Annotated in this window: 21 protein-coding genes; 11 read left to right on the forward strand and 10 right to left on the reverse strand. The window is 71.1% G+C overall.

Annotation, left to right across the window (positions count from 1 at the left end):
• Positions 1 to 77 precede the first annotated feature (77 nt).
• The 6 genes from QM517_RS01485 to QM517_RS01510 are packed head-to-tail and all read right to left on the reverse strand — an operon-like array spanning position 78 to position 5,945.
• Positions 78 to 860 carry an ABC transporter permease gene (locus QM517_RS01485; RefSeq protein WP_077051906.1) on the reverse strand — a complete coding sequence of 261 codons (783 nt, stop codon included), beginning with the start codon at positions 858 to 860 and terminating at the stop codon, positions 78 to 80.
• Positions 857 to 1,648 carry an ABC transporter ATP-binding protein gene (locus QM517_RS01490; RefSeq protein WP_283284652.1) on the reverse strand — a complete coding sequence of 264 codons (792 nt, stop codon included), beginning with the start codon at positions 1,646 to 1,648 and terminating at the stop codon, positions 857 to 859. The genes QM517_RS01485 and QM517_RS01490 overlap by 4 nt, the downstream gene beginning before the upstream one ends.
• Positions 1,645 to 2,622 carry an ABC transporter permease gene (locus tag QM517_RS01495; RefSeq protein WP_083735136.1) on the reverse strand — a complete coding sequence of 326 codons (978 nt, stop codon included), beginning with the start codon at positions 2,620 to 2,622 and terminating at the stop codon, positions 1,645 to 1,647. The genes QM517_RS01490 and QM517_RS01495 overlap by 4 nt, the downstream gene beginning before the upstream one ends.
• Positions 2,619 to 3,647, reverse strand: coding sequence for a TIGR03842 family LLM class F420-dependent oxidoreductase (locus tag QM517_RS01500; RefSeq protein WP_283284655.1), 1,029 nt, complete (start codon positions 3,645 to 3,647; stop codon positions 2,619 to 2,621). Before QM517_RS01500 ends, QM517_RS01495 begins: the two co-directional genes overlap by 4 nt.
• A gap of 11 nt (positions 3,648 to 3,658) precedes the next feature.
• Positions 3,659 to 5,095, reverse strand: coding sequence for a dihydropyrimidinase (gene hydA / locus QM517_RS01505; RefSeq protein WP_283284658.1), 1,437 nt, complete (start codon positions 5,093 to 5,095; stop codon positions 3,659 to 3,661).
• Position 5,096: 1 nt separating this feature from the next.
• Positions 5,097 to 5,945, reverse strand: coding sequence for a nitrilase-related carbon-nitrogen hydrolase (locus QM517_RS01510; protein ID WP_077051902.1), 849 nt, complete (start codon positions 5,943 to 5,945; stop codon positions 5,097 to 5,099).
• Positions 5,946 to 6,049: 104 nt separating this feature from the next.
• Here QM517_RS01510 and QM517_RS01515 point away from each other — a divergent pair, with 104 nt between their 5' ends.
• From QM517_RS01515 to QM517_RS01530, 4 genes are read left to right on the forward strand one after another with little or no spacing between them, the layout of a single operon-like run.
• Positions 6,050 to 7,444, forward strand: a complete 1,395-nt coding sequence (locus QM517_RS01515; protein ID WP_283284660.1) for an aminotransferase class I/II-fold pyridoxal phosphate-dependent enzyme — start codon at positions 6,050 to 6,052, stop codon at positions 7,442 to 7,444.
• A gap of 50 nt (positions 7,445 to 7,494) precedes the next feature.
• The gene (locus QM517_RS01520; protein WP_283284662.1) at positions 7,495 to 8,331 is read left to right on the forward strand and encodes an aldo/keto reductase; all 837 of its coding nucleotides are present in this window, start codon (positions 7,495 to 7,497) and stop codon (positions 8,329 to 8,331) included.
• A gap of 12 nt (positions 8,332 to 8,343) precedes the next feature.
• Complete coding sequence (locus QM517_RS01525) at positions 8,344 to 10,161, forward strand: thioredoxin domain-containing protein (protein ID WP_283285786.1); 1,818 nt, start codon at positions 8,344 to 8,346, stop codon at positions 10,159 to 10,161.
• 47 nt (positions 10,162 to 10,208) lie between these two features.
• Positions 10,209 to 11,300 carry a zinc-binding metallopeptidase family protein gene (locus QM517_RS01530; RefSeq protein WP_238592383.1) on the forward strand — a complete coding sequence of 364 codons (1,092 nt, stop codon included), beginning with the start codon at positions 10,209 to 10,211 and terminating at the stop codon, positions 11,298 to 11,300.
• 3 nt (positions 11,301 to 11,303) lie between these two features.
• On the opposite strand, the gene QM517_RS01535 is transcribed toward QM517_RS01530, so the two are convergent.
• Both QM517_RS01535 and QM517_RS01540 read right to left on the reverse strand, forming a co-directional pair.
• The gene (locus QM517_RS01535; protein WP_283284665.1) at positions 11,304 to 12,065 is read right to left on the reverse strand and encodes an AAA family ATPase; all 762 of its coding nucleotides are present in this window, start codon (positions 12,063 to 12,065) and stop codon (positions 11,304 to 11,306) included.
• A 2-nt stretch (positions 12,066 to 12,067) separates the two neighbouring features.
• Positions 12,068 to 13,630, reverse strand: coding sequence for a phospholipid carrier-dependent glycosyltransferase (locus QM517_RS01540; RefSeq protein ID WP_283284667.1), 1,563 nt, complete (start codon positions 13,628 to 13,630; stop codon positions 12,068 to 12,070).
• Between the two features lie 23 nt (positions 13,631 to 13,653).
• Between QM517_RS01540 and rsmI the strand changes: the two genes are divergently transcribed.
• From rsmI to QM517_RS01555, 3 genes are read left to right on the forward strand one after another with little or no spacing between them, the layout of a single operon-like run.
• A complete protein-coding gene (rsmI, locus tag QM517_RS01545) occupies positions 13,654 to 14,472 on the forward strand; it encodes a 16S rRNA (cytidine(1402)-2'-O)-methyltransferase (protein ID WP_077051897.1) in 819 nt (272 codons plus the stop codon).
• A 48-nt stretch (positions 14,473 to 14,520) separates the two neighbouring features.
• Positions 14,521 to 16,095, forward strand: a complete 1,575-nt coding sequence (gene metG, locus QM517_RS01550) for a methionine--tRNA ligase (RefSeq protein ID WP_283284670.1) — start codon at positions 14,521 to 14,523, stop codon at positions 16,093 to 16,095.
• Positions 16,092 to 17,009 carry a TatD family hydrolase gene (locus QM517_RS01555; RefSeq protein WP_283284672.1) on the forward strand — a complete coding sequence of 306 codons (918 nt, stop codon included), beginning with the start codon at positions 16,092 to 16,094 and terminating at the stop codon, positions 17,007 to 17,009. Before metG ends, QM517_RS01555 begins: the two co-directional genes overlap by 4 nt.
• A gap of 57 nt (positions 17,010 to 17,066) precedes the next feature.
• On the opposite strand, the gene QM517_RS01560 is transcribed toward QM517_RS01555, so the two are convergent.
• Complete coding sequence (locus QM517_RS01560; protein ID WP_308208868.1) at positions 17,067 to 18,521, reverse strand: sugar porter family MFS transporter; 1,455 nt, start codon at positions 18,519 to 18,521, stop codon at positions 17,067 to 17,069.
• A gap of 67 nt (positions 18,522 to 18,588) precedes the next feature.
• On the opposite strand from QM517_RS01560, the gene rsmA reads away from it, so the two are divergent.
• The gene (rsmA, locus tag QM517_RS01565) at positions 18,589 to 19,428 is read left to right on the forward strand and encodes a 16S rRNA (adenine(1518)-N(6)/adenine(1519)-N(6))-dimethyltransferase RsmA (RefSeq protein ID WP_278102080.1); all 840 of its coding nucleotides are present in this window, start codon (positions 18,589 to 18,591) and stop codon (positions 19,426 to 19,428) included.
• Positions 19,429 to 19,642: 214 nt separating this feature from the next.
• A complete protein-coding gene (locus tag QM517_RS01570; protein ID WP_077051892.1) occupies positions 19,643 to 20,578 on the forward strand; it encodes a phosphodiesterase in 936 nt (311 codons plus the stop codon).
• Here QM517_RS01570 and QM517_RS01575 read toward each other — a convergent pair.
• Positions 20,529 to 22,112 (reverse strand): stealth family protein, encoded by a 1,584-nt coding sequence (locus tag QM517_RS01575; RefSeq protein ID WP_077051891.1) that lies wholly within the window; start codon positions 22,110 to 22,112, stop codon positions 20,529 to 20,531. The two genes, QM517_RS01570 and QM517_RS01575, sit on opposite strands and share 50 nt — an antisense overlap.
• A 243-nt stretch (positions 22,113 to 22,355) precedes the next feature.
• Here QM517_RS01575 and QM517_RS01580 point away from each other — a divergent pair, with 243 nt between their 5' ends.
• Together QM517_RS01580 and QM517_RS01585 are read left to right on the forward strand one after the other, a co-directional pair.
• On the forward strand, positions 22,356 to 23,288 hold the full coding sequence (locus tag QM517_RS01580) for a 4-(cytidine 5'-diphospho)-2-C-methyl-D-erythritol kinase (RefSeq protein ID WP_077051890.1): 933 nt from the start codon (positions 22,356 to 22,358) through the stop codon (positions 23,286 to 23,288).
• A gap of 136 nt (positions 23,289 to 23,424) precedes the next feature.
• Entirely contained in the window at positions 23,425 to 23,727 is a 303-nt protein-coding gene (locus QM517_RS01585) for a DUF427 domain-containing protein (RefSeq protein WP_077051889.1), read from the forward strand.
• Positions 23,728 to 23,739: the final 12 nt, after the last annotated feature.

Consider the following 23,739-nt stretch of genomic DNA (forward strand, 5'->3'; position numbering starts at 1 on the left):
AGTCCTTTCGGGTGCGGGTGGTGCAGGTGTGGTGCGGGTGGACCTGTTCTGTCGAGGGCGGACGGGAAGGATGCCGGTCAGGCCGGCGGACGCCCCGCCCCGAGGCGCCGTGCGACGACGCGTTCGAGCAGCGAGGTGACGAGGAAGAAGACGAGACCGATCAGGATGCCGCCGCCCACGAACGCCCAGGCGAGGGCGGCGCGCCCCGACTTGGCGTACGTGGCGATCGCGGTGCCGATGCCGTCGGAGGGGCCGCCGAAGTACTCGGCGACGAGGGCGGAGATCACCGCGAGGGACGCGGCGACGCGGATGCCGGTGAGCAGGTACGGCAGGGCGGTGGGGAGGGTGAGGAAACGGAACGTCTGGCCGCCGCTCGCGGCCGTCGCCCGGAACAGGTCGCGCTGCACGGGCCGGGTCTGCCGGAGCCCTCGCAGCGTGTTGACGAAGACGGGGACGAACGCGGCGATCGCCGCGACCGCCTGCCGGCCGAACTGGCTGGAGGCGCCGAACATCGTGTTGAGGATGGGGGTGATCGCCACGATCGGCACCACTGCGAGCATGGCGACGAGCGGCGCGGTCATGCCGTCGACGGGGCGCCAGGTCGCGGCGAGGGCCGCCAGTGCCACGGCCACGACGCTGCCGGCGACGAGACCGATCAGGGCGTTGGTGCCGGTGATCGCTGCGGCGTCGACGATGAGGGGGAGCCTGCCGACGAACTCTCCGAGGATCGCGGCGGGGTCGGGCAGCATGCGCGGTGCGCTGCCCGAGGCGACGTACGCGAACCACACGCCGAGCCCGAGGAGCCCGACGGCGACGGGCGCGGCGAACCGCAGCCAGGACGGGAGGCGGGTGGCGGTCATCGCTCGTTCGCCCGCTGCAGGGGGGTGCCGTGGAGCGCTTCGCGCACCGCGGTCACGCGCGTGAAGTACTCGGGCGATTCGCGCAGCGCCTCGTCGCGGGCCCGCCCGGGGCGGGTGTCGATCACGTCGGTGATGCGTCCGGGGCGCGGGCTCATGACGACCACTCGGTCGGAGAGGAACACCGCCTCGGGGATCGAGTGGGTGACGAAGACCACCGCAGCGCCGGTCTCGGCGGCGATGCGGGCGAGCTCGGTCTGGAGTCGCTCGCGGGTCATCTCGTCGAGCGCGCCGAAGGGCTCGTCCATGAGGAGGAGTTGCGGGGAGGCGGCGAGCGACCGGGCGATCGCGACGCGCTGCTGCATGCCGCCGGACAGCTGGTCGGGGTAGCGGTCGACGAACTCCGACAGCCCGACGAGGTCGGCGAGCTCGGTGACGCGGGCGTCGCGGCGGGCACGGCTCCAGCGATGCAGTTCGAGCGGCAGCGCGATGTTCGCGGCGACCGTGCGCCAGGGGAGGAGTCCGGCCTGCTGGAACGCGATGCCGTAGTCCTGGTCGATGCGCGCCTGACGGGCGGGCTTGCCGAAGATGGCGAGGTCGCCCGCGCTGGCCGTGTCGAGGTCGGCGATGAGGCGCAGCAGAGTCGACTTCCCGCACCCCGAGGGGCCGATGAGCGAGACGAACTCTCCCGCGGCGACGTCGAGGTCGACCCCGGTGAGGGCGGTCACCTCGCCTCCGGTCGAGGGGAACACCTTGCCTACGCCCGTGGCGTGGACGGCGGGTGCGGTCATCGGATCTCCTCTCCGCGACGGAAACGGTGCAGGGTCGCACCGACGAGCGCGACGCCCGCGGCGGCGACGAGCCCGATGGCGACGGTGCCGAACGTCGGCGCCCACGGGGCGGCGGGGTCGGACGAGGCCTGCCCTGCGAGCTGGATGAGCATGCGCCCGATGCCGCCGCGCAGCCCGATCGACACCTCGGCGACCACGGCGCCGACGACGGCGGACGCGGCCGCGAGTCGGAGGGCGGGCAGCAGGTGCGGCACGGCGGCGGGGAGCCGCAGGTGGATCAGCGTCGCCCACCAGCCGGCGGCTCCCGCGTGGAACAGGTCGAGGTGCAGCGCATCCGGGGCCTCGAGGCCCCGCAGCATGCCGACGGCGACGGGGAAGAACGCCAGGTACGACGCGATCAGCGCGACCGAGAACCATTGCGGCCAGGGGAAGACCCCCGCCCGGTCGATCTGGTTGCCGAGCGCGTTGACGACGGGGGCGAAGGCGATGAGCGGCACGATCTGGCTCACGACGATCCAGGGCAGTAGGCCCCACTCGACGAGACGCCAGCGCTGCATCGCGATCCCCAGGATGCCGCCGACCACCACGCCGATGAGCCATCCCAGCGCCGCGAGGCCCAGCGTCGTCCCGGCCGCCCCGAGCACCGAGACGATCAGCGGCGGGGTGTCGCCGCCGCTCGTCGGCGCGAACATGCGCGCGACCATGTCCCACACGTGCGGCATGGCGCGGTCGTGCGTGCGGGGGAGGAGGATGACCCCCGACCCCGCCGATCCGTCGCCGCCGACGGTCACGCCGTCCGCGGGGCCGAGGAGCTTGTACAGCTCCCAGATCGCGATGACGGCCGCGACCCCCGCGACACCCCAGCCCACCGGACCCAGGCGGCTTCCGCGACGACCCCGGGGGCGTGGCATCCCGTCGCCGGCGCCCTCGACGATCGAGGTCACCGACCCCGGAACGACCGCCTGATCCGTCACCGCTTCGCCGTCACCGGGGGAGTGAGGGCGGGGATCACGGTCTCGCCGTAGACCCGCATCGTCTCCTCCTTGTTGTCGTGCTGGAGGTAACCGGCGAACTGCGTGACGCCCAGCGCCCGCAGCTTCTCGAGCTTGGCGATGTGCTCCTCGGCGGTGCCGAGCACGCAGAACCGCTCGACGATCTCGTCGGGGACGAAGTCGACGTGGTCGTTGTTGCTCTTGCCGTGCGAGTTGTAGTCGTAGCCGGTGCGGCCCGCGATGTAGTCGGTGAGCGCCGCCGGGACGTCGGAGCCCTCGCCGTACTTCGCGACGATGTCGGCGACGTGGTTGCCGACCATGCCTCCGAACCAGCGGCACTGCTCGATCATGTGGGCCCGGCTCTCCGAGGTGTCGTCGCCGATGTACATGGGGGCGGCGACGCAGAACGCGATCTCGTCGGGGTCGCGGCCGACGTTCTCCGCGGCCTGACGGACGGTTGTGATCATCCACTCGGCGATGTCGAGGTCGGCGAGCTGCAGGATGAAGCCGTCGCCGACCTCACCCGTGAGCTTCAGCGCGAGCGGACCGTAGGCGGCTACCCACACGTCGAGCTTCGACCCGCGGCTCCACGGGAACTGCAGCGTCGCGCCGTTGTACTCCACGGCGCGGGAGTTGCCGAGCTCGCGGATGACGTGGATGGATTCCCGCAACGCCTTCAGCGTGGTGGGGCGTCCGTTGGTGACGCGCACCGCGGAATCGCCGCGGCCGATCCCGCAGATCGTGCGGTTGCCGTACATCTCGTTGAGGGTCGCGAACGTGGATGCCGTGACCGTCCAGTCGCGGGTCGCCGGGTTCGTCACGAACGGGCCGACGGTCACTCGGCGGGTGGCCGCGAGGATCGCCGAGTGCACGACGTACGGCTCCTGCCACAGCAGGTGCGAGTCGAAGGTCCACACGTGGCTGAAGCCGTGCGCCTCGGCGAGCTGGGACAGCTGCACCGTGCGGGCGGCGGGAGGGTTGGTCTGCAGGACGACGCCGAAATCCATGGGTTCTCCTCTCAGACCAGGTACTGGCTCAGGCCGCGCTTGACGAAGCGTCCGTCGCCCTTGGCGCCCAGGTACGCGCCGTCGTCGACGACGACCTTTCCGCGGGAGATGACGGTGTCGACGTGTCCGTCGATCTCGTAGCCCTCCCACGCGGAGTGGTCCATGTTCATGTGGTGGGTCTTGCCCACGCCGATGGACGTGTGCCCGGCGGGGTCGTACACGACGATGTCGGCGTCGGCGCCGGGGGCGATGACGCCCTTCTTGCCGTACATGCCGAACATGCGCGCGGGGGTCGTGCTGGTGAGTTCCACCCAGCGCTCGAGCGTGATCTGTCCGGTCACGACGCCCTGGTACATCAGGTCCATGCGGTGCTCGACCGAACCGATCCCGTTGGGGATCGCGCGGAAGTCGCCCTGACCGAGCGTCTTCTGGTCCTTCATGCAGAACGGGCAGTGGTCGGTGGAGACCATCTGGATGTCGTTCGTGCGCAGCGCCTGCCACATGTGGTGCTGGTGGCCCTCGTGCTTCGAGCGCAGCGGCGTCGAGCACACCCACTTCGCGCCCTCGAACGCGCCCCACTCCTCGCTCGAGGCCCCCAGCTGGTCCTCCAGCGAAAGGTAGAGGTACTGCGGGCACGTCTCGCCGAACACGTTCTGTCCGTTGTCGCGGGCCCAGGCGAGCTGCTCCACGGCCTGTTTCGCGCTCACGTGCACGACGTAGAGCGGGGCTCCGGTGAGGTTCGACAGCATGATCGCTCGGTGCGTCGCCTCCTCCTCCATCTGCCACGCGCGGGCGACGCCGTGGAAGTAGGGGTCGGTCTTGCCGTGGGCGACGAGCTGCTCGGCGAGAACGTCGATGACGGGCCCGTTCTCGGCGTGCATCATCGTCAGCAGCCCCGTGTCCGCGGCCACCTGCATCGCGCGGAGGATCTGCGCGTCGTCGGCGTAGAACACGCCCGGGTACGCCATGAACATCTTGAAGCTTGAGATGCCCTCGTCGATGAGGCCGGGCAGGGCCGCGAGGGAGTCGGCATCCACCCCTCCGACGATCTGGTGGAAGCCGTAGTCGATCGCGCAGTTGCCCGCCGCGAGCTCGTGCCAGTGCGCGAGGCCGTCCTGGATGCGCTCGCCGGCGCGCTGCACGGCGAAGTCGACGATGGTCGTCGTGCCGCCCCACGCGGCCGCGCGGGTGCCGGTCTCGAACGTGTCGGAGGCGCTCGTCCCGCCGAAGGGGAGCTGCATGTGCGTGTGCGCGTCGATCCCGCCGGGGATGACGTACTTCCCGGTCGCGTCGATGACGGTGTCGACGGATGCCGCGAGGTCGTTGCCGAGCAGGGTGGACCCGGGTGCGAGGACGGCGACGATCTTCTCGCCGTCGATGAGGACGTCGGCGGCGGAGCGTCCGGTCGCCGAGACGACCGTGCCGCCGGTGAGGAGAGTCGTGGTCATCTCACGCCTCCACGATCTCGCCGTACGTGTCGGGCCGGCGGTCGCGGTAGAACTGCCAGTCGTCGCGCATCTGCTGCACGAGGTCCATGTCGAGGTCGCGGATCAGGATCTCCTCGTGCTCGGAGGAGCCCACGGCGCCGACGTGGTTGCCCCGCGGGTCGATGACCTGGCTCGTGCCGTAGAAGGTGACGGCATCCTCGCCGTACTCGTTGTCCTCGCGGCCCACGCGGTTGGGCTGCAGGACGAAGTAGCCGTTCGCGACGGCGGCGCAGGGCCCCTCGACCTCCCACAGCCGATTCGACAGCCCGGGCTTGGTGGCGTTGGGGTTGAAGACCATGTGGGCGCCGTTGAGCCCCAGTTCGCGCCAGCCCTCGGGGAAGTGCCGGTCGTAGCAGATGTACATCCCGACCTTGCCGACGGCGGTGTCGAACACGGGGTATCCGAGGTTGCCGGGGCGGAAGTAGAACTTCTCCCAGAACTTGTCGAGGTGCGGGATGTGGTTCTTGCGGTAGCTGCCGAGGACGGTCCCGTCGGCGTCGACGAGCACCGAGGTGTTGTAGTAGACGCCGGTCTGCGCCTCCTCGTAGATGGGGAGGACGGTCACGATCCCGAGCTCCTTGGCCAGGGCGGCGAAGCGCTGCACGATCGGGCCGTCGACCGGCTCGGCGTAGCGGTAGTACTTCTGGTCCTGCGTGATGCCGAAGTAGGGGCCGTAGAAGAGCTCCTGGAAGCACAGGACCTCGGCGCCCTGCGCCGCGGCATCCCGGGCGAACTGCTCGTGCTTGTCGAGCATCGACTCCTTGTCGCCGGTCCAGGTGGTCTGCGTGATCGCTGCGCGCACCGTCGTCATCGGGATCCCTCGTTCCTCCGGCTCTGCGCCGGTTCTGTTACTGTCGCGCCTGAACATTTCTCGACGATTTCCACGAGTGACGCCCCCGTAAATTGGAGGTCCGGATGCTGGCGCCCGACGCCCTCGTCGAACGCACCGCTGCGGGACTCGCCGCTGAGATCGCGCGTTTGGTCAGTGACGGTACGCTCCCGCCGGGCGAACGGCTACCGACGGTCCGCCAGGTCGCCGCGGCGCTCGAGGTCTCCACCGGCACGGTCGCCACCGCGTGGCGCGCGCTCGCCGACGCCGGGGTCGTCCTGTCACGGGGTCGCGCCGGCACCTTCGTCCGCGCCGAGAAGCGGGAGTGGTTGAGTCCGCGCGTGCAGGGCATGTCGGCCGACCGGATCCCCGGCGCACCGCGCGGTCTCGGCACCGGACGGGACGTGCGGGCGCTCCGCCTCGATCTGTCGCTGGGCACGCCCGACCCCGCGATGCTTCCCTCCATCGAGCGGGCGCTGACCCTCGCACGGCCGCGCGCCGACACCGGCCGGTACCACGACCTCCCCGTCCTTCCCGACCTCTACGACGTGCTGCGCGACCAGTGGCCCGTGCGCGGGGTGGAGGCCCTCACGGTGGTGGACGGAGCGCTCGACGGTATCTCCCGCACACTCGACCAGGTCGTGCGCTTCGGCGATCGCGTCGCGGTGGAGTCGCCGGGGTTCCCGTACTTCTTCGACCTCATCGAGGCCGCGGGTGCCGTTCCCGTGACGCTCGAGACCGACGCGGACGGCGTCGTGCCGGCCTCCCTCGCGCGCGCCCTCGCGCTCGGGCCCTCGGCGGTGCTGCTGCAGCCGCGCGCCCAGAACCCCACGGGGGTGTCGATGTCTGTCGAGCGTGCGCGGCGGCTCGCGAACGTGCTGCTGAGCGTGCCGGGCGGCACCCGGGTCACCGTGATCGAGGACGACCATTCGGCGCTCATCGCCAGCGCGCCGCCGGTGACGCTCGCGCTGTGGCTCCCCGCGCAGGTCGTGCACGTGCGCGGCTTCTCGAAGTCGCACGGTCCCGACCTGCGCATCGCCGCGCTCGGCGGCCCCTCGGCGATCGTCGACCGGATCGTCCGCCGTCGCATGCTCGGCCCCGGCTGGACCTCGCGCCTGCTGCAGTCGGTGCTGTACGAGCTCCTCACCGACCCGCGGTCCACCGCCCCGGTGCGCACCGCGCGGCTGATCTACCGCGATCGCCTCGACCGCCTCGCCGCGTCGCTCCGCCGGTCGGGGATCGACGTCGGCGACCCCGACGGCATCAACCTCTGGATGCCGGTGCGCGACGAACGCGCCGCCCTGGTGCACGCCGCCGCGGAGGGCATCGGCATCGCCGCCGGATCGCCGTTCGTGATCGATCCGGAGCCCCCGGAAACGGGCGCGGGCCGCGTGCGGGTGACGGCCGGGTCGGTCGTCGAGAACGTCCGCCTCGTCGCCGAGGCGCTCGCGCGCGCAGCGACGGCCGCGCCGCTCGACTAGAGGCGTCAACCCCGGAGCCGATGTCGGCGGGGACTTCTAGGCTGGATGCCATGACCGTTCCCTCTGTCCAGCTCAATGACGGAAACTCCATCCCCCAGCTCGGCTACGGCGTGTTCCTCGTGCCTGCCGACGACGCCGAGCGCGCCGTATCCGAGGCGCTCGAGGTCGGCTACCGCCACATCGACACCGCCGCGATCTACAAGAACGAAGAGGGCGTCGGCCGCGCCATCGCGTCCAGCGGCATCCCGCGCGACGAGCTCTTCGTGACCACGAAGCTCTGGAACTCGCGCCACGACGGCGACGACCCGCACGCCGCGATCGACGAGAGCCTCGAGAAGCTCAGCCTCGACAGCGTCGACCTCTACCTCGTCCACTGGCCGACCCCGAAGGCCGACAATTACCTCAACGCCTGGCAGAAGCTCATCGAGATCCGTGAGGCCGGCAAGACCCGCTCGATCGGCGTCTCGAACTTCCTCGTGCCGCACCTCGACCGCATCGTCGCCGAGACGGGCGTGACCCCCGTCGTCAACCAGATCGAGCTGCACCCGGCGCTCAGCCAGCGCGAGATCCGCGCGTGGGGCGCCGAGCACGACATGCACATCGAGTCGTGGGGTCCGCTCGGTCAGGGCAAGTACGACCTGTTCGAGATCCCCGCGGTGAAGGACGCCGCCGAGGCCCACGGCAAGTCTCCCGCTCAGGCGGTGCTGCGCTGGCACATCCAGCACGGTCTCATCGTGTTCCCCAAGTCGGTGCGCCGCGAGCGCCTGGAAGAGAACTTCGACCTGTTCGACTTCGAGCTCACCGCCGACGAGATGGCCGCGATCGACCAGATCGACCCGGGCGACGGCTCGGGCCGCGTCGGTTCGCACCCCGACGACGTCGAGTGACGGGTCAGTGAACTGAACCGCCTCGCGAACGCCTCGAGCCCCTACCTGCGGGCCCACGCCGACAACCCCGTCGCGTGGTTCCCGTGGGGGCCCGAGGCGTTCGCCGTCGCGGCCGAGCGCGACGTCCCCGTTCTCGTCTCCATCGGCTACAGCACCTGCCACTGGTGCCACGTGATGGCGCGGGAGTCGTTCCAGGACGCCGAGACCGCGGCCCTCGTGAACGACGGGTTCGTGGCGATCAAGGTCGACCGCGAGGAGCATCCCGACGTCGACGCGGCCTACCTCGACGCCGCGTCCGCGTTCACGCCCCACCTCGGCTGGCCGCTCACGGCGTTCGCGACCCCCGAGGGCCGCGTGTTCTACGCCGGCACCTACTTCCCGCCGCAGCCCCGCGGGCAGCTCCCGTCCTTCCGGCAGGTGCTCGCCGCGGTCCGCGAGGCCTGGACCGACAGGCGCGGAGAAGTGGATGCCACGGGCGCCTCGCTGCGTGAGGCGCTCGCATCCGCGGCCCCCGCCGCCGCCGACGCGATCCCCGACGCCGACGCGCTCGCGGCCGCCGTCGCCGACGTCGTGTCCCGCGAGGACCGCGAACTCGGCGGGTTCGCGGCCGGCGCCTCGCTCGAGTCCCCGAAGTTCCCGAACACCCCGGTCCTGCGGCTGGTGCAGCACCCCGCGCTCGCCGCCCTCGTGCCGGACGCCGCCGGCGTGGCATCCCGCGCTCTGTCGGCCATGACGTCGTCGGAACTGCGCGATCCCGTCGAGGGCGGGTTCTTCCGTTACGCCACCCGCCGCGACTGGACCGTCCCGCACTACGAGCGCATGCTCACCGACAACGCCGGCCTCATCGAGGTCGCCCTCGCCGCGGGCGACGACGCGACCGCCGCCGAGACGGCGGGGTTCCTCGTCGACGTGCTGCAGCTCCCGTCCGGCGGGATCGCCGCCGCGCAGGACTCCGAGTCGATCATCGACGGGCAGCGCTCCGAGGGCGGGTACTACCGCACCGCAGAGCGCGCCGGCCTCGCGCCGCCCGCCCTGGATGCCAAGGTCGTCACCGGCTGGAACGGGCACGCGATCGCGGCGCTCGCCGCGGCCGGGTCTCGCACCGATCCGCGGTTCGTCGAGGCCGCGCGCTGGGCGGCCGACACGGTGCTCGAGAACAACCTCGCCGACGACGGGACGCTCCGCCGCGCCTCGCTCGACGAGATCCGCTCGTCCGCCCCGGCGACGCTGGAGGACTACGGCGGCCTCGCCCGCGGCCTCCTGACCCTCGGACGCGTCACCGGCGAGGTCGCGTACGCCGAGCGCGCGCGGGCCCTGGTCGATGCGTGCCTCGGCGACGACGGCATCCGTCCGCCCGGGGGAGGCGACCCGGTGCTGGCGGTGCAGGGGATGCAGCCGCAGGGAGTGCCGAGCGACGGCGCGGCGCCCTCGGGGCCGTCGGCGTTCGCCGCCGCGGCCCTCGACCTGTGGCGCATGGGTGCGGGGGAGCGCTACCGAGAGGCGGCCGAGACGCTCGTCCGCGCGGCCGCGCCGGCCGCCCTCGCGGCACCGCTCGCATACGGCGCGATCCTCGACGTCGCACTGGGCCTCGCGACGCCCCCGCGGCAGGTGGTCGTGGTGGGCGAGACGGATGCCGCTCTCGCCGATGCCGCGCGCCGGGTCGCCGCCGACGTCGTCGCGGTCGTCACGCCCGCGCAGGCGCAGGACTTCGCCCGCGCCGGTTTCGAGCTGTTCGAGGGGAAGGTCTCCCGCGGGGGTGCCGCGACCGCCTACGACTGCCGGGCGTTCACGTGCGCACTGCCGACGACGGACCCCGCCGCCCTCATCTGACTGCCGTCGTGCGGGGTTCCAGACGCCGCTCCCACTACAGTGAGCCCGTGGCCGCCATTCCCACGCCGCGGTGTCCGCACTGCCGCCATTTCCTCTCGCTCGACAAGCTCGTGTGCCCCGAGTGCGGCGGTGAGCTGGGGTATCACCCGCGGCTGCGCCAGTTCGTCGGACTCCTCAAGGGCAAGGCCGTCGTCGGTGACGAGACCTGGTACGCGTGTTCCAACCGCGGCTGGCAGTGCAACTGGCTGGTGCGCGACGACGCGCCGAGCGGCCGCTGCTTCTCGTGCCGGCTGACCCGCACGACCCCCGAGTCCAGCGACACCGTCGCCCTCGAGAAGCTCGCGAAGACCGAGGAGGCCAAGCGCCGCCTCGTGCTGCAGCTGGGCGACCTGGGGCTGCCGATCCGCTCCTGGCACGACGGCCCCGGGGGACTCGGTTTCGACCTGCTCTCGAGCCTCTCGGAGGGACGGCGCGTGACGATCGGGCACGCCAACGGGATCATCTCGCTCGATCTCGCCGAGAGCCTCGACGACCGCCGCGAGGCGCTGCGGATCAAGCTTGGCGAGCCCTACCGCACGATGCTCGGCCACCTCCGCCACGAGATCGGCCACTACTACCAGAACGTCCTCATCACCGACGAGCAGACCTGGGCGCAGTGCCGCGCCCTCTTCGGCGACGAGCGGACCAGCTACCGGGATGCCATCTCCCGCCACTACCGCGAGGGCGCGCCGGACGGGTGGGCCGAGACCCACATCTCGGAGTACGCCACGATGCACCCGTGGGAGGACTTCGCCGAGACGTTCGCGCACTACCTGCACATCACCGGCACCCTCCAGACCGCGGCGGCCATCGGCATGACCCTCGACGGCGACGCGTACGCCAACCGCGACTCCGACGTCGAGCCGCTGGCGAACTACGCCGACCAGCCCGTGCACCGGCTCGTCGGCGACTGGCGGTGGATGTCGCACGCCTTCAACCGCGTGAACCGGTCGATGGGCATGGGCGACCTCTACCCGTTCGAGATCGTGCCCGGAGTCGTCCGCAAGCTCGCCTTCATCCACGACATCGTCACGCGCTCCCCGCAGCCCCCGCAGGAGCAGGAGATCGTCGCCCTCACGGCCGTCGAGGTCGACGACTGACGCTCAGTCCAGCAGGTGTCGCAGATACCGCCCCGGTGAGTCCATGAAACCGCGGTGCAGGCGCACGACCTCCAGGTCGTCCCACGTCGTCTCGCGGATGCCCCATTCGCCGAGCTCGAGGATCGTCGCGCCGGGGAGCGCCGCGAGCACGGGGGAGTGCGTCGCGCAGATCACCTGCGTGCCCCGCGAACGCATGCGATCCAGGGAGGCCAGCCACCGCAGGGTGGACGAGAACGACAGCGCCGCTTCGGGCTCGTCGAGGCACGCCAGCCCGGCGACGTACCGGGGATGGTCGAGCGCCTCATCGAGCAGAGCGTTGAACGACTCGCCGTGGCTCATCGGGTGCAGGCTCGGCGGAGCGTCGGGCAGGTCGTCGCGCCACGAGTAGTAGCCGTGCATCGTCTCGGCGCGCAGGAAGAAGCCGAACCGCGGTGCCCGGGGACTCCGTTCCAGCCGGAGCCACTCGCCGAGCGGGCTCTCGGTGCGGCGGGTCTGCCCTCCGCCGTTCGACGACCCGCCCTCGGCGGGCAGCCCGTAGGCCTCGGCGAGGCCCTCGATGAGCGTGGATTTGCCCGATCCGTTCTCCCCGACGAGGAAGGTGACGCCCGGGCCGAACTCCCACCCGTCCCGTCCGGCCACGTCCAGGAACTGCGCGACGGCGGGGATGTTCGCCGGCCACGCGGCCCGATCGATGGCGGCGTCGGCGAAGAGCTTCGCCCGCTGCACGGGGCGCGGGTCGTGCAGCCACTCGTCGCCGCGGGCCACGGTCAGATCCAGGTGGGCAGCCAGTTGTGCAGGCGCCAGAACTCGTACGGCACCGGCAGGCCCGTCCAGACCGGGTACCAGAACGCCGAGAGCAGCACACAGACGGCGAGGAACACCACCACCCAGACCTGCCCGCTCGCGCGCGTCATCGATCCCGGCCCGCGCGCGAGGTCGCGGAGCGCGAAGGTGAGCGCGAGCACGAGGAACGGCACCATCGCGACCGTGTAGAACTGGAAGATCGTCCGCTCGGGGTACAGCAGCCAGGGCACGTAGGTCGCGGCCAGCCCCGTGAGCACGAGGGCGTAGCGTCCGTCGCGAACCAGGACGAATCGCACCAGCAGGTAGACCGACGCGGCGATGCCCGCCCACCACAGCAGCGGGTTGTCGATGCTCGAGATGGCCTCGGTGCAGCCGCTGGGGAGCTGGCATCCGTTCACCCCGAAATCGTCCTGGTGCCAGTACATCGAGGTGGGGCGGATCATCAGCGGCCACTGCCACGCAGGACTCGCGTACGAGTGCGGCGTCGACAGGCCCACGTGGAAGGCGTACATCGACTGGTGGTACGCCCACAGGTTCTGCAGCGGCAGCGGCACCCACGCCCAGAACCCCGTCGCGGGGCTCGCGTCGAGCGCGTGGCGGCTGTAGCCGCCGTCGGTGAAGAGCCAGCCGGCCCAGCTCGCGAGGTACACGACCACGGCGACGGGGACGATGAGGACGAACGAGACCAGGCCCTGCCGCACCGCGTCCACCGGCCACTGCGCGATGCCCGCCCGACGGCGCGCGAGGGCGTCGGTGATCACGACGTAGATCCCGATCCCGGCGATGACGTACAGCCCCGACCACTTCACCGCCGTGGCCGCTCCCGCAGCGATGCCGGCGGCGAGGAGCCACGGCCGGTTCCAGAACACCGGACCCCACGTCGACTCGCCCGGTGCGCGCGCGGCCCAGCGGGCGAGAGCCGCCCGGCGGTCGAGGGCCACGAACCACAGCGCCAGCACGATGAAGAACGTCAGGAAGACGTCCAGCAGCGCGACACGGCTGAGCACGATCCCGAGGCCGTCGATCGCCATCAGACCGGATGCCACCGAGGCGAAGACGAACGACCCTGTCAGCGTCTTCGCGAACAGGTACACCAGGAGCACCGTGGCCGTGCCGAACGCGACCGCGGCGATCCGCCACGCGGTCGAGGAGTCGGAGCCGAACAGCGCCATCCCCGCGCCGATGAAGAAGCGTCCGAGCGGCGGGTGCACGACGTAGCTGCCCACGCCGGTGAAGAAGTCCGTGTCGCCCGCGACGAAGCGCTCGTCGGCGCCCCCGGGCCACTCCGACGGGAAGCCGAGGAGCCACTGGCTCCACGAGTCCTTGACGTAATACGTCTCGTCGAAGATCAGTTGGTGCGGGTCGCCGACGTTCACCACGCGCAGCACGAACGCGAATACGGTGATCAGCGTCGGGGCGAGCCAGCGCCACAGCCGAGTCCGCCGAGGGTCCGCCAGGAGGGTGTCGCGCCAGCGGTCGAGGCGCGTCCGTTCGTCCGAGGGGATCAGCGAGGGGACGGCGGTCACGGCCCCCAGCATAAGGTGGGGCGGTGATCATCCTCGCGGCGACCCCCATCGGCAACCTGGGCGACGCGTCGCGGCGGCTGGTGGAAGCGCTCGAGAACGCCACGGTCGTCGCGGCCGAGGACACCCGCACCACCCAGCGCCTGCTCGCCGGTCTCGGCGTCGCCAACCGCCCGCGGCTGCTCGCGCTCCACGACCACAACGAGAAGGAGCGCGCCGCCGAGCTCGTCGAGCTCGCCCGCGAGGACGACCTGCTCGTGCTGAGCGACGCCGGCATGCCCACGGTCAGCGATCCCGGCTACGGGCTCGTCGCGGCGGCCGCCGCCGCGGGCGTCACGGTCACCGCGATCCCGGGCCCGAGCGCCGTCGTCACGGCCCTCGCCGTCGCCGGGCTCCCCACCGACCGGTTCGCGTTCGAGGGATTCCCCCGCCGGAAGCCCGGGGAGCGGCGTCGGGCTTTCGCCGACCTCGCCGCCGAGACGCGGACCCTGGTGTTCTTCGAGTCGCCGTCGCGACTGGCATCCACTCTCGACGACCTCGCGGCGGAGTTCGGGGCCGACCGTCCCGCCGCGGTGTGCCGAGAGCTGACGAAGCTGCACGAGGAGGTGCGTCGCGGCACCCTCGCCGAACTCGCCGCCTGGGCGGCCGAGGGCGTGCGCGGCGAGATCGCGATCGTCGTGGGCGGCGCGTCGGCACGGGATGTGGCGTTCCCGGATGCCGTGACCCAGGTGCTCGAGCTGGTGCGCGACGGCGCGCGGCTCAAGGAGGCGGCCGGCGAAGTGGCGTCCCTCACGGGGCACTCCTCGCGCGAGCTGTACCAGGCGGCGCTCGCCGTGAAGCGCTGACGCCGACACACGACCGGACGGGTCGGCCGTCCCCCGTAGAATCCTGGGGTGACTTCCGGCCGTTCGTTCTACATCACCACGCCGATCTACTACCCCAGCGACGTGCCCCACATCGGGCACGGCTACACGACGGTGGCGGTGGACGCGCTCGCGCGGTGGCACCGGCAGTCCGGTGACGACACCTGGATGCTCACCGGCACCGACGAGCACGGCCAGAAGATGATGCGTGCCGCCGCCGCGAACAACCACACGCCCCAGGAGTGGGTCGACAAGCTCGTCAGCGAGTCGTGGTTCCCGCTGCTGAAGACCCTCGACGTCGCCAACGACGACTTCATCCGCACGAGCCAGCCGCGCCACGAGGAGCGCGTCGAGAAGTTCGTGCAGGCGCTCTACGACCGCGGCTACATCTACGCGGGCGAGTTCGAGGCGCTGTACTGCGTCGGCTGCGAGGAGTTCAAGACCGAGGCCGAGATCGTCGACGGCGAGGGCCCGTTCGAGGGCCTCAAGGTCTGCGCGATCCACTCCAAGCCCCTCGAGCTGCTGCAGGAGAAGAACTACTTCTTCAAGCTCAGCGAGTTCCAGGAGCCGCTGCTCGAGCTCTACCGCTCGGTGCCCGACTTCGTGCGGCCCGACTCGGCGCGCAACGAGGTCGTCTCGTTCGTGAAGAACGGCCTGAAAGACCTGTCGATCTCGCGCTCGACGTTCGACTGGGGCATCCAGGTGCCGTGGGACGACTCGCACGTCATCTACGTCTGGGTCGACGCGCTGCTGAACTACGCGACGGCCGTCGGCTACGGCAGCGACCCCGAGGAGTTCGCGCGCCGCTGGCCCGCGTACCACGTCGTAGGCAAGGACATCCTGCGCTTCCACGCCGTGATCTGGCCCGCGATGCTGATGGCGGCGGGGCTCGAGGTGCCCCGCGGCGTCTTCGCGCACGGCTGGCTGCTGGTCGGCGGCGAGAAGATGTCGAAGTCCAAGCTCACCGGTATCGCGCCGACCGAGATCACCGATGTCTTCGGCTCCGACGCGTACCGCTTCTACTTCCTCTCCGCGATCGCGTTCGGTCAGGACGGGTCGTTCTCGTGGGAAGACCTGTCGGCCCGCTACCAGGCCGAACTGGCCAACGGCTTCGGCAACCTGGCATCCCGGTCGATCGCGATGATCGAGCGCTACTTCGAGGGGATCGTGCCGCCGGCGGGGGAGTACACCGACGCCGACCTCGCGATCCAGAAGACGGTGGCGGATGCCGTGAGCGCCGCGGACGCGGCGATCGAACGGTTCCGCATCGACGAGGCGATCGACGCGATCTGGACGATCGTCGACGCGCTGAACCTGTACATCACCGAGAACGAGCCGTGGGCGCTGGCGAAGGACGACGCGCAGCGCGAGCGCCTGGGCACGGTGCTGTACACCGCGGCCGAGGGCCTGCGCGCCCTGGCGGTGCTTCTGTCGCCGTTCATGCCGGTCTCGACCGAGAAGCTGTGGATCGCGCTGGGCGCCGCCGAGAGCATCGGACGCCTGCCGGACCAGCCCCTCCGCGAGGCCGGAGCCTGGGGCGTGCTGCGGCCGGGCACATCGGTGAACGGCCTGTCGCCGCTGTTCCCGCGCGTCGAGCAGGCATGAGCACGCCGGTCGAGCGTCCCCGCGGCACGATCGAGGGCGGCGACCCGAGCCAATACGTGCGCGAGCGTTCGGTCGACGGCCGCCGCGACGTGAGCTACCCGCCCGCGCCCGAACCTCTCGGCGTGCCGGTGTACGACAACCACACGCACCTCGAGATCGAGGACGGCGAGACCGGCCTCTCGCTCGACGAGCAGCTCGAGCGGGCGCTGGCGGTCGGCGTGCACGGGGTCGTCCAGGCCGGCGGCGACGTCGACTCGTCGCGCTGGTCGGCGTGGGCCGCGGCAACCCATCCACGCGTCCTCGCCGCGGTCGCGATCCATCCGAACGAGGCTCCCGCGTACGCGGCCGCGGGCGAGCTGGATGCCGCGATCGCGGTCATCGACGAACTCGCGGCCGAGCCGCGCGTGCGGGCGATCGGCGAGACGGGTCTGGACTTCTTCCGGACCGAGGCCGACGGCATCCCGGCTCAGATCAGCTCGTTCGAGGCGCACATCGCCCTCGCGAAGAAGCACGGCATCGCCATGCAGATCCACGACCGCGACGCGCACGACGCCGTCCTCGAGACGCTCGAGCGCGTCGGCGCCCCCGAGAAAACGGTGTTCCACTGCTTCTCGGGCGACGCCGACATGGCCCGCATCGCCGCCGACCGCGGGTACTACCTCTCGTTCGCGGGCAACGTCACGTTCAAGAACGCCCAGAACCTGCGCGACGCCCTCGCCGTGACCCCGCGCGAGCGGATCCTCGTCGAGACCGACGCGCCGTTCCTGACGCCCGTGCCCTACCGCGGTCGTCCGAACGCGCCGTACCTTATCCCGGTCACGCTGCGCTTCCTGGCATCCGAACTCGGAACGGATGCCGACAAGCTCGCCGCCCAGGTCGCCGCGAACACGCTCGAGGTGTACGGGGAATTCTGACCCGCGTCGAACACGACGAAGGCCGGCACCCCTCGGGGCGCCGGCCTTCCTCCATCGTCAGGCCTTGCTCTTGTCCTTCCGGACGAAGAGCGTCTCGGTCTGCTCGAGTTCCATGCCCTTGGTCTCCGGGATGCGCAGCGCGACGTACACGAGCGACAGGGCGGCGAACAGCGCGTACATGCCGTACGTGAGCGGCAGCGACCAGCTCGCCATCGCGGGGAACGACACCGTGATCGCGAAGTTCGCGATCCACTGCGCGCCGGCCGCGACGCCGAGGGCCTTGCCGCGGATGCGACTCGGGAAGATCTCGCCGAGCAGCACCCACACCAGCGGACCCCACGAGGCGCCGAAGCCGATCACGAACAGGTTCGCCGCGACCAGGGCGATCCCGCCCCACGGAGCGGGGAGCGACACGTCGTCGCCGCTGCCCTGGGCGAACGTGAACGCCAGCGCCATCGCGGCCAGCGACACCGTCATCAGGACGGAACCGGTCAGCAGGATCGGCTTCCGGCCGACGCGGTCGACGAGGAAGATCGCGACGAAGGTCACGACCACGTTGGTCACCGACGTGATGACGGAGATCAGCAGCGAGTTGCTCTCGTCGAATCCGACCGCCTTCCACAGCGTCGTGGAGTAGTAGAAGATCACGTTGATTCCGACGAACTGCTGGAACATCGACAGCAGGATGCCGGTCCAGACGATGCCCTGGAGTCCGAGCACGGGGCCCCGCAGGGAGACGTTCTTGTTCTTGCGGTCGGTCTCGATGGCGCTCGTGAGCTCGTTCATGGTCTTGTCGAGGTCGGCCGGCGGGACCAGGCGGGAGAAGATCGCGCGCGCCTCGTCCTTGCGTCCCTTCGCGAGCAGGTACCGCGGGGACTCGGGCACGGTGAACGACAGGATGCCGTAGACGGCGGCGGGCACGACACCCACCAGGAACATCCAGCGCCAGGCCTCCATGCCCAGCCACAGCTCGTTGGCGGCGCCGCCCGCGGAGGTGGCGAGGAGGGCGTCGGAGAGCAGAGCGCCGAAGATGCCGAGCGTGATCGCGAGCTGCTGCAGCGAGGCGAGCGATCCGCGGATCTGGCGCGGGGCCACCTCCGCGATGTACGCGGGGGCGACGACCGAGGCGATACCGATTCCGAGGCCGCTCATCACGCGCCACAGGATGAGGTCGGGGACGCTGAACGTGAGCGCCGCGCCGATCGACGAGACGAAGAACAGCACGGCGCCGAGCAGCATCACCTTCAGGCGGCCCCAGCGGTCGGACAGCGCGCCGGCGACGACGGCACCCACCGCGCAGCCGAGCAGGGCGACGGCGACGACGAAGCCGGTCAGCACCTGGCTGAGCTCGAAGTTGCCCTGGACGGCATCCACCGCTCCGTTGATGACGGAGGAGTCGAAGCCGAAGAGGAAGCCGCCGACGGCGGCGGCGAGGGAAAGGCCGACCGCTCGTCGCCCGTACGGACCGCGGAGGGTGAAGGCATTGGCGGGGATCGACTGCGTCTGGCTCACCCACCCACGTTACTGCCGCTCGGGCGCCGAGGCGGTGACTGGCGGTCGCCCTGGTTACAGTGGAACAATGCCCGTTTCTCTCCTCGGCGCCTCCGAGATCCGCCGGCTCGCCGCCGACCTCGACGTCACGCCGACGAAGAAGCTGGGCCAGAACTTCGTCGTCGACGCCAACACCGTCCGCAAGATCGTGCAGGCGGCGAAGGTGGAGGCATCCGATCGTGTGGTCGAGATCGGGCCGGGCCTCGGATCGCTGACGTTGGCGATCCTCGAGACGGGGGCGTCGGTCGTCGCGGTGGAGATCGACCACCGCCTCGCCGCGCGGCTGCCCGAGACGACCGCCGCCCACGGCGTCCCCGCCGACCGCCTGACCGTGATCGATGCCGACGCCCTGCAGGTGCGCGACCTGCCCGGTGAGCCCGAGGTGCTGGTGGCCAACCTGCCCTACAACGTCTCCGTGCCGGTGCTGCTCCACTTCCTCGAGACCTTCCCGTTCCTGCAGCGCGGGGTCGTGATGGTGCAGGCCGAGGTGGGGGAGCGGCTCGCCGCCCCGCCCGGGTCGAAGGTGTACGGCGCGCCCAGCGTCAAGGCCGCCTGGTACGGTCCGTGGCGCCTGGCCGGAACGGTCTCCCGCCAGGTCTTCTGGCCGGTTCCGAACGTCGACAGCGTGCTGGTCGGATTCGAACGGGATGCCGAGTCCCGCGGCGACGAGGAGCTGCGGCGCCGCACGTTCGCCATCGTGGACGCCGCTTTCCAGCAGCGCCGCAAGATGCTGCGGCAGGCGCTGTCGACCGTGCTCGGCGGGTCGGCCGCCGCGGCGTCGGAGGCTCTGGAGGCGGCGGGGATCGACCCCACGCTGCGCGGCGAGCAGCTGTCGATCGACGACTTCGTGCGGATCGCCCGCGGCTGATCGTCCCTGCTCCGCGATGTCGTCGCGTGAGTCGCCAAGATTTGTCGCTTCTCCGCCGGCGGAGGCGACAAATCTTGGCGACTCACGCGGATCGCGACGGCGTAACTTCTTGCCGTGTTCATCACATGTTCCTGAAACATGCCGGTAACATTTCAGCCCAACCGGGAGCATCACGCCGGTCAGAGGTCGCACCCGACGACCCGAAGGGAACGAGATGCGCTACGCCGAATATCCGCGTGCTGAACGTGTGCTGTTGCACCTGAGCGACACCCACCTGCGCGCCGGCGGTGCCCCGCTGTACGACCGCGTCGACTCCGAGGCGCACCTCGCCCAGGCGATCGCCGCGATCGAGGCATCCGGCATCCGTCCCGACGGTCTCGTCTTCACCGGCGACCTCGCCGACTTCGGTGAGGGTGACGCCTACGCCCGGGTGCGGGCGATCGTCGAACCGGCCGCCGCCCGGATCGGCGCACCGGTCATCTGGGTGATGGGCAACCACGACGACCGCGCGACGTTCCGCTCCCACCTGCTCCCGGGCGATTCCGCCGATCCGCAGGCGCCGGTCGACCGCGTCGACGAGCTCAACGGCCTCCGCATCATCACGCTCGACACCTCGGTGCCCGGGCAGCACCACGGCGAGGTCACCGCGGCGCAGCGCGCGTGGCTCGCCGACGTGCTGTCGGTCCCCGCACCGCTGGGCACGATCCTCGCCATGCACCACCCGCCGGTGCCGAGCGTCCTCGACCTCGCCGCGACCGTCGAGCTGCGCGATCAGCGCTCGTTGGCCGACGTGCTGCGGGGAAGCGACGTCCGGACCATCCTCGCCGGCCACCTGCACTACTCGACGTTCGCCACCTTCGCCGGCATCCCCGTGTCGGTGGCCTCGGCCACCTGCTACACGCAGGACCTGATGGTGCCGGTCGGCGGCACGCGCCCGCAGGACGGCGCGCAGGGATTCAACCTCGTCCACGTGTACGACGAGACGATCGTGCACTCGGTCGTGCCGGTCGGCACAGCCGAGGTCCTGCAGTACGTCGACGCCGCCGAGTCGCAGGAACGCCTGCGGTCGGCCGGGATCGCCGTTCCGACCGCGGGCGAGCTCAGCGGCCGGGTGTCGCCGCCGACGACGCCGCTGCCGATCCTGCGCTGACCGCCTCGGACTTCTCCCACGGCGCCGTCACGGGGAAGTAGCGCTCGAGGCACGCGCGGAGCGCGGGCACCCGGACCTCCTCGGGGATCTCGGGCACGCTGCCGTCGTTGAGGCAGAACATGTCGGTGTCGCGTCCGGTGACGAGGCGTTCCATCCGGCGGAGCGAGTCCAGCTGCGTCGTCTGGACGTACCGGGTACGCGGTTCGGTCGTGATGACGGCCCGGCCGGTGGCCAGCGCGTAGTAGTGGTAGAGGCTGTTGGTGACGGAGATGTCGGTCGCCGAGCGGAAGCGGCTCGCCGCCGTGCGGGCGTAGTCGTCCGCGAACTCGCGTTCGAGCTCGTACGCCACGGAGCGCCGCAGCGGCGTCGCGCAGTGCTCGAGGTCGAGGGTGATGACGCGCCCGAACCGCTCCTCGAGCAGCGCGCGGTTCACGCGCAGCCCGTTGTCGTGCCCGGAACGGCCGACGTGCGGGGCGCCGCTGCCGATGCGGATGCCGCTCTCGACGAAGCGGCTGATCCCCGCCCCGCTGAAGAACAGCTCGGGGGTGACCGGGCGGCCGAAGAACATGTCGTCGTTGCTGTACAGGAAGTGCTCGGCGAGACCGGGGATGCGGTGCAGCTGCGCCTCGACGGCGTGCGAGTTGTGCGTAGGCAGCACCGAGGGATCGGCGAAGAACTCCTCGCTGCGCACGATGGTGACCTTGGGGTGATCGGCGAGCCACTCGGGCGTCGGCGAGTCGGTCGCGATGAAGATGCGACGCACCCACGGCGCGTACATGTGGACGCTGCGCAGGGCGTAGCGCAGCTCGTCGACCTGGCGGTAGCGCGCGGCGTTGTCGTCGCCGTCGCCGACGACGTATCCCTTCATGCGGGCCGCGCGCTGGCGCTGGAACTCGCTGGAGGAGCCGTCCACCCAGGAGAAGACCATGTCGACGTCTTCGGTGAACTCGTTGGGGTGCGGATCGAACATGCCGGCGACGGTGCGCCAGCGGCGCCCGTAGCGCTCGACCTCGACGACGTCCAGGTCGGCGGTCGCGAACTTCCGGCGCGTCAGCGCGCTCGGGCGCGGCGCCTCGATGGTCTCGGCACCGAACCGCCACAGTTCCAGACGCGGCGCGAGCGCGGCACCGTAGCGGTACGAGCCCTCGATCGAGGTGCGCGGGCGGAAGACCGCGTACGCCTCCACGGCGTTGCGGCTCGGGACCACGCTGTGCGCGGGCACCGGGTCTTCGCCGCGGGCCTTCAGGTAGACGGGGCCGAGGTCTGGATCGCGGAGTGCGGCCAGGGCGACCTCGGCGTGCGCGGTGTCGACCACGATCTTGGGGCGGCGATTGGCATCCCGGACCAGCATGACCGCGACGCCCGCCGCCTCGATCGCCGCAGCGACCGTGAGCAGGTCGTCGCGTTCGGCGTCGGCGGGGGTGCGGGTGTCGTCGACGACGTGCAGGATGCCGTCGACCATGCGGATGTCATCCCTCGACAGGAGGGCGCGCCACGGGTCGGTCTCGACAGAAAGGGGGACCATCGATCGCATACTGTGCCTCCTCGGGGGATGTGGGGACGGGTTCGTACACCGTAGGGAGCCGGCGTTACGTCCGCGTTTCGGCGACGGCGCCGAAGGGCGGTGAGGGGGGCGCTACTGTCGAAGAGTGAGTGAGATCGCCCGTTCCGGACCGGCCGCCGTCGACCCGTCGTCAGCGGGTCGGGGGATGTCGGTCCGACGTTCCAGTTTCGCACACGGTGGAGCGTGCGGACTCACGGCCATGCGGGGTCGGCGATGAGCGCTCACACCCCGGCTCCGGTGCGCGTGCGCGCGCCCGGGAAGATCAACGTCTTCCTCGAGGTCGGCGATGTCGCCGACGACGGGTACCACGAGGTCGCCACCGCCTATCAGGCGGTCTCGCTCTACGAGGAGATCACCGCCACCGCGTCCGACGACGTCACGATCGAGATCGCCGGCACGTCCGCGGTCGACGTCGAGGGCGTGCCCACCGACGAGCGCAACCTCGCGGTGCGCGCCGCTCGGCTGCTGGCCCGTGTCAGTGGGATCGAGGCGGGCGTCCACCTGTCGGTGCGCAAAGCGGTCCCGGTCGCCGGAGGCATGGGCGGCGGGTCCGCGGACGCCGCGGCGGCACTCGTCGCGTGCGACGCGCTGTGGGGCATCGGGATGCCGACCGCCGACCTCGCGCGTCTGGCGGCGCAGCTGGGCGCCGACGTGCCGTTCGCGCTGCTCGGCGGTACCGCCGTCGGAACCGGCCGGGGTGATGAACTGAGCCCCGCGCTGGCGTCCGGGCGCTTCGATTGGGTGCTCGTCCCCAACGATCACGGGCTGTCCACGCCGGTGGTCTACGGCGAACTCGACGCCCATCGCGAGCGGCACGCGGTCGACATCGGACCGGCGCCCCGCGTTCCGGCGGTCGATCCCGACGTGCTGCACGCGATCCGCCAGGGCGATGCCCGGATGCTCGCCGCCACCGTGCGCAACGACCTCCAGGCTCCGGCGCTGCACCTGCGGCCCGATCTGGCGCGCGTCCTGGAGCGGGGAGAGCGCTCCGGAGCTCTCGCGGGGCTGGTGTCGGGCTCGGGTCCGACCCTGGCGTTCCTGGCCGCGGATGAGACCGCGGCGATCGACCTGCAGGTCACCCTGAGCGCGGCCGGGTTCCACGCCCTCCACGTTCACGGGCCCGTTTCCGGCGCGCGCGTGGTCTGACCGCGCCGCACCATAGCCCAGGTCGTCACACGGGGCAATCTTGCGTTTCGTGTCGGTGGTCCTCAGTAGCCTCGGTCGAGGTGCTCCCGCACCGGCGGGTGCTGTGCCCGCGAGCGGCCACGAAAGGGGAACTCCCATGAAGGCAGAACTCGACGGCGTGGTCATCGCCGAAGCCGACCGTGACGATCTCGTCTCGATTGAGGGCAACTGGTACTTCCCGCCGAGCGCGGTCCGTGAGGGTGCGCTGTCGCAGAGCCCCACCCCCTACACCTGCCCGTGGAAGGGTGCGGCCCAGTACTGGAACGTCGCCCTCGACGGTGCCGAGCTCCGCGACGGCGCGTGGTCCTACCCCGACCTGCGTCCGGGTGCGGTCGACCGCGTCGGCACCGACTTCGCGGGATACGTCGCCTTCGACCGGAAGGTCGTGGTCTCCGACTGAGTCGGGCACGCG

Origin of the sequence: Microbacterium sp. IEGM 1404, assembly GCF_030056775.1 — a bacterium.
Lineage (GTDB): Bacteria > Actinomycetota > Actinomycetes > Actinomycetales > Microbacteriaceae > Microbacterium.